Origin of the sequence: Niallia sp. FSL W8-0951 (assembly GCF_038006525.1) — a bacterium.
GTDB classification, from domain to species: domain Bacteria; phylum Bacillota; class Bacilli; order Bacillales; family Cytobacillaceae; genus Niallia; species Niallia circulans.
Map to the genome: position 1 here is coordinate 39141 of NZ_JBBOVK010000002.1, position 16985 is coordinate 56125.

The following is a 16985-nucleotide window of genomic DNA, read 5'->3' on the forward strand; positions in this document are numbered from 1 at the left end:
ATACGAATCATATCTATGTTGCGTCGGACAGTACCTATGACATTTTACTAACAACTTTTTAAAAGCGTTTCTGCCATTTCCATTATTTAAAAATATATTTCTAGAAGATAAGATTAATTCTAGTTCCTTCCCCTAACTTGCTTTCTACAAATATCTTTCCGCCATGGGCTTCGACAATCTGCTTAGCAATAGCTAATCCTAAGCCACTTCCTTTATGTGCTTCTCCTGTATTTGTTCCACGATAGTAGCGAGAAAATAAATCCTCTAGTTCTCCTTCTTCAATGCCATTGCCGTTATCCTCTATCCATACTTTAATCGTTTCTTTTTCTTGACCAATAAACACTTGAATATAGGTATCGGGCGGATTATGAACGATGGCATTATAAATTAAATTCATTAACGCACGTTGTATCAAGGTTTTATCACAGCTAAATAAAACTTGCTCGGTTTCCGTTGAAAAATCAAGATTCGTTTCCTCGTATAAAGGATGATTCAAAATTTGAATAATGGACTCCCTTACGATCTCCACCAAATTTGCTTCTGACTTTTTCAAGAGAAAGACATTGCCTTTTAATTTATAGGTTAGGTTCAAATCATCGATTAAATCCTCAATATAGGCTGATTTATTTAAGAGAATATCCACATATCGATTCTTTTCTTTAGCATCTAACTCGTAGTCTTGCAGCAGTTCCGAATAACCTTTAATGGAGGAAAGTGGTGTTTTTATATCATGAGTAATATTCGTAATCCATTCTTCTCTCATCTTTTCTAATTTTCTGCGCTCTGCTTCATTAGATTGAAGTGTATCCGATAATTCATTTAAATTCTCAAATACTGTTTTATAAACACCCTTCACCTGATCTCTTCTCCAAAAGTCCCCTCTCGCAAGCTTTTGAATCCCCTCAATAAGCTGAACAATCGGCTTTGCCAGCCGTCTACTAAAAAAGTAGCCAAATATTAAAGCAATTAACGTTACAACAATTACAATGGAAACAATCACGAGCAAAACATCTCGCAGTAGTGTTTCTGTCCGATAATTGATATAAGCCTTTCCAATAACTTTCTCTGGATACCCTATAATATAGCTCAAATGACGATTTCCTTTTTCTAGCATCCCAACATATATAGTGGAGTTTTCCAGTGCTCCCGTAAATTTATGATAGCGGATTATTTCAGCAGGCGTATAATGGGTAGGCACTTTTTCCGGTTTAAACTTACTGTATATCTCCGTTCCGTTTTCATCTAAAACTTGAATCCAAATTTGTCCCTCTTCGAGATCATCCAGCTTATTCTTTGCAATAGAAACTTGATCATTTTCATATCGAATATTGTCTGCAAAATCCAGTGTATAATAAGTCGGGTTCTGATAGGGGAATATACGTTCCTTTCCCAAATAGCTACTATAAAAGAAAAATACATTAAACAAAAGAAAAACAAAAATGGAAAGCAATAAACTTAATATCATAAAAAAGAGAAACTGCGTTGTAATCTTCCACTTCATCCTTCATTTCCTCTAACTTGCAGCTTATAGCCTAGTCCTTTAACTGTTTTTATCCATTTTGGATTACTCGGATCCTCTTCAATTTTTTCGCGAAGGCGGCGAATATGGACCATAATAGTATTATCTAAACCAATGAAATCTTCTCCCCACACAGCTTCACAGATTTTATTTTTACTAAAAATCTGATTCGGATGTTTGGCCAAATAAACTAATAATTGCAGCTCTTTTGCTTTTAGCGGTATGGAGTTCTCTCCTTTTTTCACTTCTCCAGTATTCGGTGAAATGATGATATCCCCAAACGTAATCTGTTCATCTATATTTTGACTTTGAATCATATATTGACTTCTTCGGAGTTGAGCCTTAATCCGAAACACTAATTCTTTTGTGCTGAAAGGCTTTGTTACATAATCATCGCCACCTATTCCAAGTCCGAGCAGCTTATCAATTTCCTCTGATTTTGCCGATAAAAAAATAATTGGCGCAAAGGTTATCTTACGCATCTTTTGACATACCTCATAGCCTTCCATATCAGGAAGCATAATATCGAGGATAATAATATCTGGATTAAACGTTTCACTAAGCCTAATTCCCTTTTCACCGGTCGCTGCTTTTTCGATTCGCTTAAAGCCTTCCTTTCGCAATACGGTTTCTAGTAAATTTAAAATATCGACTTCATCATCTACTAATAGTATTTTCTTTTCTGTTAATCCTGTTAATGACATATTATATCCCTTTCTTTTCCACTTCTATATTGCTATAGTACATCTTTTGCCCGAAATCGTAAAAGGCCAATAATAATTGCAAAAAGAAAGATACTTATCGATATAACAAGCATGCTTGTATTTTTTCCACCTACTTCAAATACATTAGTCATCGAAGCAATAATTGGATAATCCCACGGATAAAAAATCCAATACTTCTCTGAATTAGCAACAAACATGGAAGGAAAAGCAAGCCCTGCTCCAATCGCTATAGGTACAGCAAAATGAGTGAAACGATAGCTTAAATAAAAAACAATCCCGATTATCGCGAATGATGAAAGCAATAATAAAGCAAATCTTTTTGCTAACCATAACAATGGAACTGCTTCTAATCCCAGAAAATTAGCTGCTAAAATAATTCCCACAAACAGTAAAACTAAGCTATAGAAAATAATTCCGCCCCCAATAACAAGCTTTGCTAAATATACTTTCACTCTGTCTACTGGTAATGTCAGATAGTACTTCCAACTATTATTACTATGCTCCATTCTTGACATCATCACGAGAACAAGGGTGATAATAAGCGGGAAAATAATCCAGCTGTAAACAGTAGCAGTTCCTTGAAATAAAAAGTCTTTAAAAACATTCCCCTCCCCTTCTGCATGGCCAGATTTGGCAGAATCCCAGCCTTGATAAAGAGCAAGAAAAGTAAAAATCGTAGTTGCTAATAAAATTTTTGACCGCTTTAATTTATATAATTCTACTTTTAATAATGTAAACATTGTTTTCCCCTCCTACAGAACATCTTTTCTTTTAAATTGCCATATTCCAAAACATAAAAATAACAACGTAAAAACGAGAGAATAAGGCAAAAACTCTGCTAATTCCTTATTGACCAGTCCATCTGTAACGTAAGGATACGTATAGGGAAAGAACTTTCCTGCTTCTGGATATTGAAACTTGACAATACCGGATACAATGACTCCAGCAAATCCAATCGCAATAGGAATGATCGTATTCTTAAAATAAGAGCTTAACCAATTATGCAAACTAGCAACAGCTAATATCATCACGATCTGTTTCCCCGCATAAACAAGATAATTGCTCCATTCCACCGCTTCAGGAAAATCCATCATATATCCTACTAAAATAAGGCCGAGCACATTTAGGATTATAAGAGCTATACAGCACAAAAGGCCTGCTAAAAACTTAGAAAAATATACAGTTTCTCGTTTGATAGGTAAGCTAAGAATTTGCTTCCAATTATTTTGGCTTTCTTCCACTTGAAAGATTAAGGAGTAAATGATGCCGATAAACATCGGTAAAAACATGCCCCACCCAAGAACACTATGATTTTCTAACAAAAGAATATCCCATGAATTATAACCAGGACTTGCTGTATCGCGTAAATAGTCATAGCGCTCATTAATATCTAAGAACATCGCCAATGTCGTTCCAGTAGGAATAACTAGTAAAAATAACCACAACCAGCCTTTTTTCTGCTTGTAGCTCTCTAACAAAATCAAGGTTGCAAGTTTCATAACACTGACTCCTTCCCTGTAATAGATAGAAATATTTCCTCTAAGGAGTTCTTTTTCATCATTAATTGATGTACATCATACCCATTCATAATCAGCTCTCGATTTACTTTCGCTGCCTGGTAGTTTGGTTCAAGGTATAAATAGTTCGTATCAGCTTCGAAAGATATCCCAGCATTTTTTAAATAAGCTTCTACCTCTGCCCTCGGCTCCGCCTCTAGTTGAATGACCTCCTTTTGTTTCTCTCGTAAATCATTCATTGAACCTTGAAATAGTAATCTTCCTTTGTTAATAATCCCAACATGGGTTGCCATTAGTTCTATTTCGCTTAAAATATGGCTGGATATCAAAATCGTAATGCCATAATCCTTTGGCAAACTTTTAATTAGTTCCCGAATTTCGATAATGCCAGAGGGGTCCAATCCATTTGTCGGTTCATCAAGAATCAGTAATTCTGGTTTTCCTAACAGAGCTTGAGCTATTCCTAACCGTTGTTTCATGCCCAAAGAAAACTTTTTTACTGCTTTGTTACGAACTTCTGTTAATTTTACAATTTCTAAAACACGCTCTATTTCCTTTTTTTCTGCACCTAAAATTTTTCGCGTTACTTCTAAATTTTCATAAGCAGTTAAATGACCATAATAGGAAGGTGTTTCTACCATGGAGCCAATGCGGCTTAGAATAGCGATGCGGTCATCCTTAATCGACTTATTAAATACCTTCACCTCTCCTTTTGTTTCTTTAATAAGTCCGAGCAGCATTCGAATCGTCGTCGACTTTCCAGCACCATTTGGTCCGAGAAATCCATAAATCCCTCCCTTTGGAACTAATAGGTTTACCTGATCAACGGCTAAAAACTTTCCAAATTTCTTCGTTAAATTGCTTGTTTCAATAATATAATCTGACATAACTTTCTCCTCCATTTCTTTTCTTCCAATTTATTCTAGCCGCTCCATCTTAACTGTTCGTTTTCCATACCTTAACTGAACCTTAAAAAACTATAATTTTTCACCTGCACATAAATAGAACAAAAAATACAGTCTTTAAATTAAAGTTATTTTTTCATATAGTTATCACACGGGAATGCAACAGAAAAGGAGTAGTATAGATGAAAATAGAAGAACCAAAGATACCTGCGAACCTACCATCAAGAAATTTTCACGATATATTGTACGAGGAAGAATTAGAGTTAGAAGGATGCGAAGTGCATCACTCCATGTTTGAAGAAGAAGCATTAAATAAAGTACGGTTATCGAAAATGGTGCTGAAGAATTGTAAGTTTATGCATACTGATTTTTCCGGCATGGAATTAACAGACGTTATTTTTGAAAACTGTGATTTCTCTAATGCGAAGCTCAATAGTTCTTCCATTCACAAATGCCAATTTACTAACTGCAAATTATTGGGGGTAGATTTTACAGACTCACGTTTAAGAAATGTGCAGTTTACTGATTCCTTATTGAGGCTAGCCGCTTTTGGAAGCTCCAAACTAGAGAAAGTTAGATTCCAAGACTCACCTGTTGAATCTGCTGATTTTTATGACTGTCTCTTTAAAAAGATTGAATTTAAGAAATGTACGATGGATGGAGCAAATTTTGAAAGAACTTCCCTTAACGGTGTTGATATTAGTACATCTACCTTCCAATCATTGCTTGTATCTCCAACAGATTTAAAAGGGTGTAAAGTTTCTACCTATCAAGCCATCCAATTTTCCGCTTTATTGGGCTTGGAAATTGTTGATTGATTGCATAAAAAAGCTCTGGCTAGCTGAAATATGACGATTTGCTAGAGCTTTTTCTGTTTATCCCCAAACCTTCACATAATTCTTTCCTTTTTCACCATACTGATAGTCCTAATACACCTTTCTCTGATTTTCTTTCCTTTAAAAATCGAGATTGATTACTACTTCGCTCATCTTGATTTTCAAAGTCAGCATCCACCATTCGCACTCATTTAAGGGTTTGTTTGATTGCATTTCTCCCATCATTTTCTCCAAATTCTCTGGAAGTTCGATGGGATCTTCTACTAGCTTTTCTTCTTCTCTTTCAAAAGGTTCTAAGGGCTTTATTCCAGAAAGCAATGTGATTTATTTAAAGGACAGCCAATTTGTCTATTTATCGCCAAAAAAGTTTTCTTTATGATATATGTGGTAATTTAGTAGAGGACACTAAATTAACGCCTGTTGCATACTCAACATAGATGAAAGTTTTTCATAGAATATTGCTTTATGTAGACAGCCACTACAGTCAAGATTGCGCATTGAAAGTCGCAGCAAAGCATCTGCAATATGATTATGATTATCTTTCCAAACTGTTTATTCATATAACAAATATAACCTTTACCGAATACTTGACCCAGTATCAAATATCACAGGCGTGTTATCAGTTAAAAAATAGGCAGCTGCCGATTGGCAAAATTGCCATAACTGTGGGTTACAATAATTTGCGATCCTTTCATCGCCATTTTAAAAAGATTACTCGCATTTCGCCTAGAAAATAGCGAGAACTCTCGTAAGATGTATAGAAAGCCGATATTATGTCCATTTTATAGATACAATGCTTAAAGGTGGGATTTCCATGGAAAACGCCTCCAAGAGATTGCAAATATTGATAGGCGACACGTTACAAATACTTGATCATATGAAAGTAGATGCTGACAAAGATCCTTTGCTTCAGCAAGTAAAGAATGATTTACAAGAACAGAAGAACAAAATGGATAACTTTCCAAAATTAGACGAAGAAATCATCAACACAGCCATTTCGATGACACAAAGTCTTGATAGAATAAACAATATGGTTCAACAATTGGAAGCTAGCTTAATGGAGGATTATCAAGCATCAACAGGGGGCATTGATGAATATCAGCATATGTCTATTGATGAGCAAAGAGAACAGCCTGAAAGCTATCATGATAAGATTGATTACTTAAGTGCTGCCAAAATCCGCGAAAATATAAGTCGAATGAATGAAGTACTACTCAACATAAGATCTTAATAATATTTAAGTAAAGAGGAGGGGAGATTCCATGCCTTTCGTTATAACTTCACCATGTATGCATGAACAAGCAGGAGATTGTGTAGATGTTTGTCCTGTTGATTGTATCGCAAAGGGAGAAGATCAATTTTATATTGATCCTGATATTTGTATTGACTGTGGTGCATGTGAAGCAGTATGTCCAGTTTCCGCCATTTATCATGAAGAAGAGGTACCACCAGAAGAACAGCCTTATATCCAGAAGGCTATCGATTTTTACAAATCATATGAAGGATAACGAAAAACAAATCAACTTTATTTTTGTTGATTTGTTTTTTATTCTTTTCTTCGTGTTAGGAAAAGTATTGATTGATGCCTTATGCTATCCTTTCCAAAGTATTAAAAACCTTGCCAGAAATCTTCTGACAAGGTTCTTCATTACATCTTAATTTGAGGTCAAGCACCTATCTAACGAGATTAAAGAGATTAAGCTCCCTCTTTCTCCACGTTAGCATCTATATCTTCTTTTAATTTATTTACTTTATCTTCAATTTCAGCTGGAATATACTTCGTTTTATTCAAATATGTTTTACTTAATGTATAATCAGGAACTGCCTTAAAGGCATTTGCTAAAAAGTAAAAATTCACTTGGGCATCACTGCCAAGACCGATTGTTTCATCAATGATTGTTTGATATTCGCCTTTTTCCAATAAAGCAATAAATTTCTTATCTTCATCTGTTAATTCTTTTGCTTTTGTTTCTTGTTTTGCATTCGTTTGTTCTTTTACTGGTTGCTCTTTTTTCTCTTCCGCTGAATTCCCGCATCCTGCAAGCAAGAATAGGAACGCGGCCATAAATAGAGAAAGATATTTCATTTGAACCTCTCCTTATACCCATATAATATAATTACTATTCCATAAACCATAAGTATTATGTAGCCTATATAAACACTTGGGCAAAAACAATGTTGCCCACAGTTCTTAGACTGTTGTGTATTATTAGAAAAATTAGAATATTATTCAACATTTATCCATAATAGCTTCTAAAATCTCCTAATGAAGATGCTTGACTGGAACATTTTAACACATGATTTTCATTATATCAATATATTAAGATTTGTTTATTAATTCTAAAAAATCTATCATTTTTGATAATCATATCGCTCTTCCTTTTCTAAAATAGTCTAAAAAAACAGTGCTGAATCCCAAAAGGGACAGCACTGTTTATCTAGGCATAAATTATAACTCTTCGCCATTTGTCGCAATAACATTTTTGTACCAATCGAATGATTTTTTCTTTGTTCTCTTTAATGTTCCATTGCCATAATCGTCTTGGTCTACATAGATAAAGCCATATCGTTTAGACATTTCAGAGGTGCTGGCAGAAATAAGATCAATACAGCCCCAGCTTGTGTAGCCAATGAGATCTACCCCCTCTTTAATTGCTTCTTTCATCTGCTCGATATGTGCCCGCATATATTCAATACGGTAATCATCATTAATAGAACCATCTTCTTCTACTTTATCATGCGCACCTAATCCATTTTCAACGATAAATAAAGGTACTTGATAACGATCATACATTTTCTTTAGCGTAATACGCAATCCTTTCGGGTCGATTTGCCAGCCCCAATCAGATGATTCTAAGTATGGATTTTTCACTCCAGAGAAGAAGTTACCTTTTTCTTTTTTCTTATCTGGTGCTCCACTTGCAACCATAGACATATAATAGCTAAAAGATAGGAAATCAACAGTATGTTGTAAAAGCAGCTCTTCATCCCCTGGAAGCATTTCAATCTGAATATTATTTTCCTCAAAGTAGTTCAGCATAAAGCTTGGATAGTATCCGCGCACTTGAACATCTGTGAAAAATAAATTCTTCTGATCCTCTTCTAATGCTGCTAATACATCATCTGGATTACATGTTTCCGGATATACTTCCATACGTGCCAGCATACAGCCAATCTGTGCTTCAGGAATAATCTCATGACATGCCTTCACTGCTCTAGAGCTTGCCACAAATTGATGATGTAAAGCTTGATAAATAGCTTGTTCTTTATTCTCTACCTCATCAATTAAAATACCACTACCAATGTAAGGGGATAGCGTTGAGATATTAATTTCATTAAACGTTAACCAGTACTTCACCTTGTCCTTATAGCGATTAAAGACAGTTTCAGCATAATGAACAAAGAAATCTACTAATTGTCTATCTACCCAGCCATTATATTTTTGAACAAGGTTTAGTGGGATTTCATAATGGGACAGCGTCACTAATGGCTCAATTCCATATTTAGCCAACTCATCAAATACTCGATCATAAAAAGCTAAGCCCTCTTCATTTGGCACCAAGTCATCCCCGTTCGGGAAAATACGCGGCCAAGAAATAGACAGACGGAATGTTTTGAAGCCCATCTCTGCAAAAAGAGCAATATCTTCTTTATAGCGATGATAAAAATCAATCCCGCGACGTTTCGGAAAATTGTCCCCGCCTTTGCCAGCTAATAGTGCTTCTAATTCTGCTTTGCTTTTCACATCCATCTCGATATCATCGCCACGTTCTTCCTTTGGAACGAATGTGACCATATCAAAGATCGATAATCCTTTTCCGCCTTCATTATACGCACCTTCTAATTGATTGGCAGCTGTAGCTCCCCCCCATAAAAAACCTTCAGGAAATCCGTTTTTCTTCATTATATATTTCCTCCCTTTTCTAATCTCTACCTATAATGATACGCTTACAAAAAAGAAAAAACTGGTCTCTTTCAGACCAGTTAAAAAGAAGGATATCGTTTTTGATAGTGATAGATAAGAATATCAAACAAACGTAATAAGGTATAACTACTCACAGCACTATTATCAATTTTTCCACATTGTATTATCTCTTCAAATATTTGTTGGTGCTTCTCAGGATCTGAAAAAGTAATTAGTAATTTCTTCCCATTTGCCGCCTTAATTTTTTCTTTGATTGCTAACGCTTCTGTCAGGATGTTTCCTTCAATGGAAATCGTAATAATCATATCTTCTTCTGTCAAATGAGATACTGTTTCCAATTGTTTAAAAAAATTCGTATTGCATTCACATAGCTTTCCAAGCAGAAATAATTGCTTTTGAAGCTCCATCGCTTGAATCTGATGTTTTTCAAATCCTAGTATGACAATTCTTTTAGACTCATGAATCTTTTTTATGATACGGTCTAGTTGTTCCTTAGAAATCCCTTCCATCATCTCGATATTTTCCTTTAGTTTTAATTCAAATGTTTCTGTAGTTAAGCTCTTTTCCCTTTCCTCATACATTCCCCCTTGATAAGCTACACTGCTGCGGAGATTCGAAAAGTTGCGGAAACCAATGCGCTTACAGAAACGATTAATCGTAGATGGGGCTACATTACATACTTCTGCAGCCATTTCTAAAGAATAGCCTTCTATATGATGAATATTTTCCAGGAAACTATTGGCGATGGAATAGTTAATATCCTTTTCTAAAGAATTATTTATATATGCTAAAAGGGTATAAATTAATTGTTCCAAAATTTCCACCTCATGATGATCGTATCATATTATTTTGGTAATGGTTAAGAATCTACTCCTTTATATCTACTTTTTTAATGAACTAAATCAGCCTGCTTGACTCAAACCGTAGTTGAAGTCGTATACTAATCCTATCGACACGGATTGGAGGTCTCCGTATGAATTATTGTTATATCAGTGAAGCATCAGCTAAATTTAATATTCCTGAATCAACGATTAGGTTTATGAAAAACAAGGATTACTTCCATTGCTAGAACGCGATGAAGCTGAAAGGCGATTATTTTTAGAAAACAAGATGGCACTATTTGAAACCGTTATTTGTTAAAAAAATACGCATATGTCGATAAAAAGAATTAAACAATATATTGATTGGATTGCCGAAGGAGACAGCACCATCCAGCAAAGCCTTGCCATGATAGAAAATCACAAACATGATGTAATCACTGAAAGATCGTTAATGAAGGAGTCCCTAAAAGGAATGGAAGAGAAAATTTCTCGGTACTTGAAAGATCGAGGAAAGAAAATAGGAAGTAATTAAATAGAATATAAAATAAGTGGAAAAGAGGAATCCCAATGAAACTCTCTGATAATACCATTCTCATTACAGGCGGAAATGCCGGAATCGGCTTAGCTTTTGCAGAAAGATTTATGAACGCTGGAAATACGGTGATTGCATGTGGCCGCAGGGAAGATGCACTTCAACAGGCAAAAGAAAAATATCCTAACTTGATTACATATGTGAGCGATCTCTCTGTGGAAGCTGACCGTATCGCATTATTTGAATGGGTAACAGCGAATTATCCAAAGGTGAACGTATTAGTAAACAATGCAGGCATACAACAACGGTTTAATGTGCTAAAAGCGGATGCGAAGAATGAGTGGAGCTATTTCAACAAAGAAATTACCATTAATATGGAAGCTGCTATTCATATGTCTATGCTATTTGCACCTTATTTTTCAAAAAAAGAAAATGCGGCCATTATTAATGTAACATCAGGTTTAGCTTTTACGCCGATGGTTATTGCACCCATTTATTCAGCAACCAAAGCAGCGATGCATTCATTCACTGTCAGCTTAAGACATCAGCTTTCCGAGACATCTATAGAAGTAATTGAAGTTGCCCCTCCAGCTGTAAATACCGATTTAGGCGGAGCTGGGTTACATACAGCAGGAGAGCCTTTAAACGAGTTTGCCGATGGAATATTTCAAGGGTTAAAAGACGGTAAGGTAGAAATAGGCTATGGCAGTTCGGTAGATCGCTTGCGGATGTCTCGTGATGAAGTGGATCAGCATGTGGAGAATATGTATGAGGCGATGAAGAAGACGATTGAGTAAGAATGAGTTTTTTGTCTATCTAGTTAAATCCTCTATTCCGATCAACCAATGTTTACTTGAGTAACTTTATTTTCTCTTCGTATGGTGTTTCATCTTTTATAGTTTTTCTGTACAAGAGACTTTTCTTTTTTAATATAAAACGGATATTTTATGTTTTTGTAAATCCTCTAGTTCTATTTTTGATAAGGGTTTGTCTACAATCATATAATCAATATCGGAGCAATTTAAGCTTTGATGTAAGTATTTCTGATTCAATTTATCATGTGTTACCATCAGAACAACTTCTTTTGCCCCTTTTCTGAATGACTGCTTAATTAATGCTTCTCCCTCTGTTGTTTCTGTTGCACCTACAGAAAAATCAAAGCCACGACAAGAAACAAATGCTAGATCAACATTATAAGTGAGGGCATCATGATATGCCTTAGACCCATTAACTGTAAACCGCTTAGGAACAATCGAACCTCCTAGAATATTCACTTTTGCTGATGTGTACTCTGATAATAAACTAGCTGTAATAACTCCATTTGTAATCACTTGTAAGCCTTCAAACTTGTTTAAATGATGAACCAAATGTAATGCTGTACTGCTTGAATCAATAAATAGATTCATATCATTTTGAATCAATTCCTTTGCCAATTTTGCCATTCTTTCTTTCTCTTTATCATCATTAAACTTATCAACTTTCATTAAATAAGGAATATCTATCTTTCGGCGGTCAATAATCACGGCGCCGCCACGAGTTCTACGAATTAATCCTTGATTTTCCAATTCTATTAAATCACGCTTTATCGTTGCCTCACTATAATTTAATAACTCAACCAAATCAGTAGTCTTCATAAAATTTTCTACTTTTAAATGATTAACAATTTTATCTTGTCTTTCCTTTTGTATGGATGTTGTCATTCATATCCCTCCTTTCAATAAAGCTATGTTTTACTATTAATCTAGTTAAAATGCATGAAAGGCATGGACATAATCGTCCACACCAATTAATAACATTTAATACAAATCAGCCTTATTTACAGTGTTCAAGATATTTAATTTATGACGTACAACTTCCTTTACCTTCTCATTCGGCCGAATATACACTTGATTTGGTTCATACATGCCTGGATTATCTGCTAAAACTTGATGAACCTCATGAAAAAACACGCTCTTTAAATCAGAAGATAAATTTACCTTCCCTACTCCATATTTAATTGATTCAATGACTTCAGAATCGGGGTTGCCTGAACCACCGTGTAACACAAACGGAATTTCTATTCGTTCATTTAATTCTTTTAGTAATGGAATATTGAGTTTTGGAATAACGTCTTTTGGATAAAGTCCATGGGCGGTTCCAATTGCAACAGCTAAAGTATCAATACCTGTTCGTTTAACAAAATCAACCGCTTGATCTGGTTCAGTATAGATAATTTTATTTGAGCCACCTTCATAGGATCCATTATTTCCAATCGTTCCTAACTCTGCTTCAACTGAAACATTCACCTTATGCGCCAATTCTACCACAGCTCTTGTTATCTTCACATTTTCTTCGTAATCAGATAATGAGGCATCAATCATTACGGACGTATAACCATTTTTGATAGCTCGCATCACATCATCTATATTTCCTCCATGATCCATATGGATTACAACAGGAACTTTACTATATAATGCATATTCTCGAACAGCAGCAATAAACCGGTCTCCTAAATAAGCGATCTCATCTGGATGAATTTCAATAATTACTGGGGCATTCTGGTCTTCTACTTCTTCCATAATAGATTTCAACATATCAAAACTACAAATATTAAACGCTGGTACCGCAAACTGATTTTCCTTTGCCACTTTTAGTAAATCTCTCATTGTATATAACATATTATGCAATCCCTTCTTTGTTTTCCAATTCTCTAGATATGTTTTGTTCCTTTTTAATTGGTGTTTTTTTTAGTAATCCTACTGTGACAGCTGTAACAACTGTACCTGCTACTAATGCAAGAAGATACATTGGTAGATTGTTAATGACGTTTGGAATAAACATAACCCATACTCCACCATGTGGTGCCATTGACGTCACTCCTGAAGCCATTGAAATAGAGGCAGCAACAGCCGATCCAGCCATTAGACTAGGAATCACCCTGATGGGATCAGCGACTGCAAAGGGAATTGCTCCTTCGGTAATATAAGAAGCACCTAAAATCCAACAGGACTTTCCAGAAGTTCTTTCTTCCTCATTAAACTTATGTTTAAATAATATAGTGGCAAGTGCTAATCCAAGTGGAGGTGTCATTCCAGCTATCATACATGCAGCTATTGGAGCATTTACACCTGCAGACATTAATCCAATAGAAAAAGTAGAAATTGATTTATTAATTGGGCCTCCCATATCTGCGGCCATCATTAATCCTATTAATAATCCAAACACAAGTCCTGAAGTTTCTCCTAATCCGTTTAAAAAGCTAGTTAATGTATTTAATAACCAAGAAATAGGCGTATCAATTAAAAACACCATAGATAGACCGACAACAGTAATTGCTACTAGTGGTACAACAATGAGCTGATAGATAGCCTGAAACGATTTTTTCACATGGATTTTATTTGCTATTTTATCCGTAATATATCCCGCTAATATTCCACCAATCATTCCACCTAAAAAACCCGAACCTCCAGCTGAAGCTAATGTACCGGCTACTAATCCTGGTGCAAATCCTGCTCTTCCTGCAAATGAAACTGCGATTCCTGCTGCTAAGGCTGGGACCATGAGTGCAAAAGCAGTATCGCCACCTATTTTGGACAAAGCAGCAGCCATTACATTGTATTGGTCACTGTTAGGATTCGATGCTTCTATACCAAAAGCAAAGCTTATTGCTATTAGAATTCCCCCAGCAATTACAAAGGGGAGCATATAGTTAACACCATTCATGAAATGGTTATACACACTCTTCTTATTCTGGAAATTCTGTGAGGTATTCTGGTTACTTTCTTGTTGATGAATATAAGTTCCCTTTCCATTAATAGCTTCTTCAATAACAAGATGAGGTTCCTTAATAGCTCTTGCTGTAGAAACTTTTTTCACTTTTTTTCCAACAAATCGATCCAATTCTACTATCTTATCTATAGCAAGTATTACTACATCTGCCTCTTCTATATCAGCGGCCGAAAGCACATTCTCTGTCTTTACACCTTGTGTCTCGAATTTCGTTGCATAACCTTTTTCTAATGCGGTTCTTTGCAGTTTTTCTGCAGCCATATAGGTATGGGCAATTCCAGTTGGACAAGATGTGATGCCAACAATTTTCATAATGAGCTCCCTCCTTTATTCATTAATAAGCTTTGTATATCACTTGCATTGCTTGCTTGTTTTAATTCTAATTTAAAGTCATCATTCATTAGTTGCCTTGCTAAATAGCTAAGTATATCTAAATGAATATCACTTGCTTTTTCAGGCACCGCTAACAGAAAAACACAATCAACATGTGAACCATCTAGCGCAACATAATCTACTATTTTTCCTGTATGAGCGAAAACGATCACAGGACTTTTTACTGTTTTACTTTTTGCATGTGGTATGCCAAATCCATCTTCAATTCCAGTTGGAGACTCTTTCTCTCTTTTTTCTAAATCTTTTATAAAACGTTTCTTACTTGATATATAACCACTTTTTTCAAGAATAGTAGCTAGACGGGAAAACAAATCCTTTTTCAATTGAATCGTCGAATCAAACAAAATACAATTCGTATCTATCATGGATGAGATATCCATTGTCCTTCCTCCTTCGCTATAGGTAAGCGCTTACCTTTCAGAAATGATTCTATCACCATGCACCAATTAGTTCAATGAAATGAACGAAAGTTGACATTATGGCTTTTTTATATAGAAAATAGTCATTTAAATGATTTTTTTCGTTCATTTTTTCTTCAAGATGATCATCTACTCAACTACATTTTTTTAAATTAACGAATCTAAATAAACAATAAAATCGTGCCTTGCTAATGGTGTGATGAAACTTATTTAAAACGGAAAACAGCAATCAAGAAATTCCGATACAATTGTCACAGCCTCATCTCATTCACTGCACAAAAAACAGGCACCCTCTCTATTTGAAGGTGCCTGTTTGCAGAAAACATACTAATTATGCGTAATATGTTTAGGTGTATTCATCTTTACCGATGATTTACGAACCAATATATAATAAGACAAGAATGCTAGTAAGCTTGATGCGAAAATGATAACTCCCATCGGTACAGCGGTATGTTCTCCGCCGATTCCTACTAGTGGTGCTGTTAAAGAGCCTAGTAAGAACGGTAATAGACCTAATAGCGCAGATGCACTTCCAGCCATATGCCCTTTTGTTTCCATCGCCAATGAAAAAGACGAGGTTCCAATAATACTAATGGAGGTAACGAAAAGGAAAATAGGAATTGCTACTGCCACTAATGGTGCATGCACTAAAATAGCAATTACTAATAAAATCGATGCAGACATGGAAAGAGCTAAACCACTCTTCAAGAATGTTTTCTCTGAAAATCTCGATAAGCGGCCAACAATTTGTGTTCCAATAATTAAACCAATTCCATTTAAGCCAAACAATAAACTAAATACTTGTGGGGAAACGCCATAAATATTTTGATAGACAAAGGAAATACCAGATACGTAGGCAAAGATCCCTGCCGTTGTGAAACCTTGTGTAAAGGCATAGCCGGCAAATTCACGGTCTTTCAGTAAAGAACCGAAATTCGAGACTACTTTTTTAATATTGCTTGGTACACGCTTTTCCACTGGTAATGTTTCTTCCAATTTAAAAGCAACGACTAAAGTCAAAATAATTCCAACACAGGTTAATACAAGAAAAACTACTTTCCAACTCGCGAAAGAAAGAATAGCTCCGCCTATAATTGGTGCTACAATTGGACCAAGGTTTCCGATTAACATTAATGTTGCGAAAAACTTCGTCAGCTCTCTTCCACTATAAAGATCGCGAACGACTGCTCTTGAAATAACAAGGCCTCCTGCTGCTGCAAAGCCTTGGATAAAGCGAGCACCTATCAGCATATAAATATTTGGTGCGATTGCACATATTAACGAAGATAGTAAATATAAGCCAAGAAATGTAAGCAACGGTTTGCGACGTCCTTGAACATCACTCATTGGTCCAATAATTAACTGCCCGAAAGCAAGCCCTAACAAGCATGTTGTCAAACTAACTTGAACTAAGGATGCATTCGTATGAAACTCCTCAACGATTGTTGGAAATGCCGGCAGATATGTGTCTATTGTAAATGGACCTAATAGGGAAAGAGATCCCAATAGAAAAGCAATTTGTAATCGTTTCGTTTTGGTTAATGAATTCAACTTTTCATCGCCTTTCCATATGAAATATTTATTATTTATTTGAATAATGACCTGAAAAAAATGCTTCTTTCAAA

General features: G+C 35.4%; 19 protein-coding genes. 6 read left to right on the forward strand and 13 right to left on the reverse strand.

Annotated features, from left to right (window positions below; all coding sequences use genetic code 11):
• Positions 1-100: 100 nt before the first annotated feature.
• From NSS71_RS20175 to NSS71_RS20195, 5 genes are read right to left on the reverse strand one after another with little or no spacing between them, the layout of a single operon-like run.
• On the reverse strand, positions 101-1501 hold the full coding sequence (locus NSS71_RS20175) for a sensor histidine kinase (RefSeq protein WP_328282730.1): 1401 nt from the start codon (positions 1499-1501) through the stop codon (positions 101-103).
• Positions 1498-2223, reverse strand: a complete 726-nt coding sequence (locus NSS71_RS20180; RefSeq protein WP_061800009.1) for a response regulator transcription factor — start codon at positions 2221-2223, stop codon at positions 1498-1500. The genes NSS71_RS20175 and NSS71_RS20180 overlap by 4 nt, the downstream gene beginning before the upstream one ends.
• A gap of 32 nt (positions 2224-2255) precedes the next feature.
• On the reverse strand, positions 2256-2984 hold the full coding sequence (locus NSS71_RS20185; RefSeq protein WP_047943247.1) for an ABC transporter permease: 729 nt from the start codon (positions 2982-2984) through the stop codon (positions 2256-2258).
• Positions 2985-2996: 12 nt separating this feature from the next.
• Positions 2997-3743, reverse strand: coding sequence for an ABC transporter permease (locus NSS71_RS20190; protein ID WP_047943248.1), 747 nt, complete (start codon positions 3741-3743; stop codon positions 2997-2999).
• Positions 3740-4648, reverse strand: coding sequence for an ABC transporter ATP-binding protein (locus NSS71_RS20195; protein ID WP_047943249.1), 909 nt, complete (start codon positions 4646-4648; stop codon positions 3740-3742). The genes NSS71_RS20190 and NSS71_RS20195 overlap by 4 nt, the downstream gene beginning before the upstream one ends.
• Positions 4649-4848: 200 nt before the next feature.
• Here NSS71_RS20195 and NSS71_RS20200 point away from each other — a divergent pair, with 200 nt between their 5' ends.
• The 4 genes from NSS71_RS20200 (at position 4849) to NSS71_RS20210 (ending at position 7010) form a co-directional block, all read left to right on the forward strand.
• Positions 4849-5484, forward strand: coding sequence for a pentapeptide repeat-containing protein (locus NSS71_RS20200; protein WP_047943250.1), 636 nt, complete (start codon positions 4849-4851; stop codon positions 5482-5484).
• Between the two features lie 455 nt (positions 5485-5939).
• Positions 5940-6239 carry a helix-turn-helix domain-containing protein gene (locus NSS71_RS25735; protein WP_082810081.1) on the forward strand — a complete coding sequence of 100 codons (300 nt, stop codon included), beginning with the start codon at positions 5940-5942 and terminating at the stop codon, positions 6237-6239.
• Positions 6240-6316: 77 nt separating this feature from the next.
• On the forward strand, positions 6317-6733 hold the full coding sequence (locus tag NSS71_RS20205) for a hypothetical protein (protein ID WP_144546642.1): 417 nt from the start codon (positions 6317-6319) through the stop codon (positions 6731-6733).
• Between the two features lie 31 nt (positions 6734-6764).
• Positions 6765-7010 carry an indolepyruvate ferredoxin oxidoreductase subunit alpha gene (locus NSS71_RS20210; RefSeq protein WP_047943252.1) on the forward strand — a complete coding sequence of 82 codons (246 nt, stop codon included), beginning with the start codon at positions 6765-6767 and terminating at the stop codon, positions 7008-7010.
• Positions 7011-7198: 188 nt separating this feature from the next.
• On the opposite strand, the gene NSS71_RS20215 is transcribed toward NSS71_RS20210, so the two are convergent.
• The 3 genes from NSS71_RS20215 to NSS71_RS20225 all read right to left on the reverse strand — a co-directional run bounded on the left by NSS71_RS20215 (position 7199) and on the right by NSS71_RS20225 (position 10242).
• Positions 7199-7588, reverse strand: coding sequence for a hypothetical protein (locus tag NSS71_RS20215; protein WP_047943253.1), 390 nt, complete (start codon positions 7586-7588; stop codon positions 7199-7201).
• A gap of 363 nt (positions 7589-7951) precedes the next feature.
• Positions 7952-9406, reverse strand: a complete 1455-nt coding sequence (locus tag NSS71_RS20220; RefSeq protein ID WP_047943254.1) for a glycoside hydrolase family 1 protein — start codon at positions 9404-9406, stop codon at positions 7952-7954.
• A gap of 80 nt (positions 9407-9486) precedes the next feature.
• A complete protein-coding gene (locus NSS71_RS20225) occupies positions 9487-10242 on the reverse strand; it encodes a MurR/RpiR family transcriptional regulator (protein ID WP_061799998.1) in 756 nt (251 codons plus the stop codon).
• 337 nt (positions 10243-10579) lie between these two features.
• Between NSS71_RS20225 and NSS71_RS20230 the strand changes: the two genes are divergently transcribed.
• Together NSS71_RS20230 and NSS71_RS20235 are read left to right on the forward strand one after the other, a co-directional pair.
• The gene (locus NSS71_RS20230) at positions 10580-10780 is read left to right on the forward strand and encodes a hypothetical protein (protein ID WP_341151980.1); all 201 of its coding nucleotides are present in this window, start codon (positions 10580-10582) and stop codon (positions 10778-10780) included.
• A gap of 35 nt (positions 10781-10815) precedes the next feature.
• A complete protein-coding gene (locus tag NSS71_RS20235) occupies positions 10816-11577 on the forward strand; it encodes an SDR family NAD(P)-dependent oxidoreductase (RefSeq protein WP_144546640.1) in 762 nt (253 codons plus the stop codon).
• Between the two features lie 129 nt (positions 11578-11706).
• On the opposite strand, the gene NSS71_RS20240 is transcribed toward NSS71_RS20235, so the two are convergent.
• The 5 genes from NSS71_RS20240 to NSS71_RS20260 form a co-directional block, all read right to left on the reverse strand.
• Complete coding sequence (locus tag NSS71_RS20240; RefSeq protein WP_095322971.1) at positions 11707-12480, reverse strand: DeoR/GlpR family DNA-binding transcription regulator; 774 nt, start codon at positions 12478-12480, stop codon at positions 11707-11709.
• A 96-nt stretch (positions 12481-12576) separates the two neighbouring features.
• Positions 12577-13437 (reverse strand): ketose-bisphosphate aldolase, encoded by an 861-nt coding sequence (locus NSS71_RS20245; RefSeq protein WP_144546638.1) that lies wholly within the window; start codon positions 13435-13437, stop codon positions 12577-12579.
• A 1-nt stretch (position 13438) separates the two neighbouring features.
• Complete coding sequence (locus NSS71_RS20250; RefSeq protein WP_144546636.1) at positions 13439-14860, reverse strand: PTS fructose transporter subunit IIC; 1422 nt, start codon at positions 14858-14860, stop codon at positions 13439-13441.
• Positions 14857-15321, reverse strand: coding sequence for a PTS sugar transporter subunit IIA (locus NSS71_RS20255; RefSeq protein ID WP_172864921.1), 465 nt, complete (start codon positions 15319-15321; stop codon positions 14857-14859). The genes NSS71_RS20250 and NSS71_RS20255 overlap by 4 nt, the downstream gene beginning before the upstream one ends.
• A 366-nt stretch (positions 15322-15687) precedes the next feature.
• Positions 15688-16911: a Bcr/CflA family multidrug efflux MFS transporter gene (locus NSS71_RS20260; RefSeq protein WP_047943261.1), complete on the reverse strand. Its 1224-nt coding sequence runs from the start codon at positions 16909-16911 to the stop codon at positions 15688-15690.
• Positions 16912-16985 lie beyond the last annotated feature (74 nt).

Coding starts and splice junctions, on each gene's coding strand:
- NSS71_RS20175 (WP_328282730.1), bottom strand. CDS start 1,501: ATGAAGTGGAAGATTACAACGCAGTTTCTCTTTTTTATGATATTAAGT.
- NSS71_RS20180 (WP_061800009.1), bottom strand. CDS start 2,223: ATGTCATTAACAGGATTAACAGAAAAGAAAATACTATTAGTAGATGAT.
- NSS71_RS20185 (WP_047943247.1), bottom strand. CDS start 2,984: ATGTTTACATTATTAAAAGTAGAATTATATAAATTAAAGCGGTCAAAA.
- NSS71_RS20190 (WP_047943248.1), bottom strand. CDS start 3,743: ATGAAACTTGCAACCTTGATTTTGTTAGAGAGCTACAAGCAGAAAAAA.
- NSS71_RS20195 (WP_047943249.1), bottom strand. CDS start 4,648: ATGTCAGATTATATTATTGAAACAAGCAATTTAACGAAGAAATTTGGA.
- NSS71_RS20200 (WP_047943250.1), top strand. CDS start 4,849: ATGAAAATAGAAGAACCAAAGATACCTGCGAACCTACCATCAAGAAAT.
- NSS71_RS25735 (WP_082810081.1), top strand. CDS start 5,940: ATGAAAGTTTTTCATAGAATATTGCTTTATGTAGACAGCCACTACAGT.
- NSS71_RS20205 (WP_144546642.1), top strand. CDS start 6,317: ATGGAAAACGCCTCCAAGAGATTGCAAATATTGATAGGCGACACGTTA.
- NSS71_RS20210 (WP_047943252.1), top strand. CDS start 6,765: ATGCCTTTCGTTATAACTTCACCATGTATGCATGAACAAGCAGGAGAT.
- NSS71_RS20215 (WP_047943253.1), bottom strand. CDS start 7,588: ATGAAATATCTTTCTCTATTTATGGCCGCGTTCCTATTCTTGCTTGCA.
- NSS71_RS20220 (WP_047943254.1), bottom strand. CDS start 9,406: ATGAAGAAAAACGGATTTCCTGAAGGTTTTTTATGGGGGGGAGCTACA.
- NSS71_RS20230 (WP_341151980.1), top strand. CDS start 10,580: ATGTCGATAAAAAGAATTAAACAATATATTGATTGGATTGCCGAAGGA.
- NSS71_RS20235 (WP_144546640.1), top strand. CDS start 10,816: ATGAAACTCTCTGATAATACCATTCTCATTACAGGCGGAAATGCCGGA.
- NSS71_RS20240 (WP_095322971.1), bottom strand. CDS start 12,480: ATGACAACATCCATACAAAAGGAAAGACAAGATAAAATTGTTAATCAT.
- NSS71_RS20245 (WP_144546638.1), bottom strand. CDS start 13,437: ATGTTATATACAATGAGAGATTTACTAAAAGTGGCAAAGGAAAATCAG.
- NSS71_RS20250 (WP_144546636.1), bottom strand. CDS start 14,860: ATGAAAATTGTTGGCATCACATCTTGTCCAACTGGAATTGCCCATACC.
- NSS71_RS20255 (WP_172864921.1), bottom strand. CDS start 15,321: ATGGATATCTCATCCATGATAGATACGAATTGTATTTTGTTTGATTCG.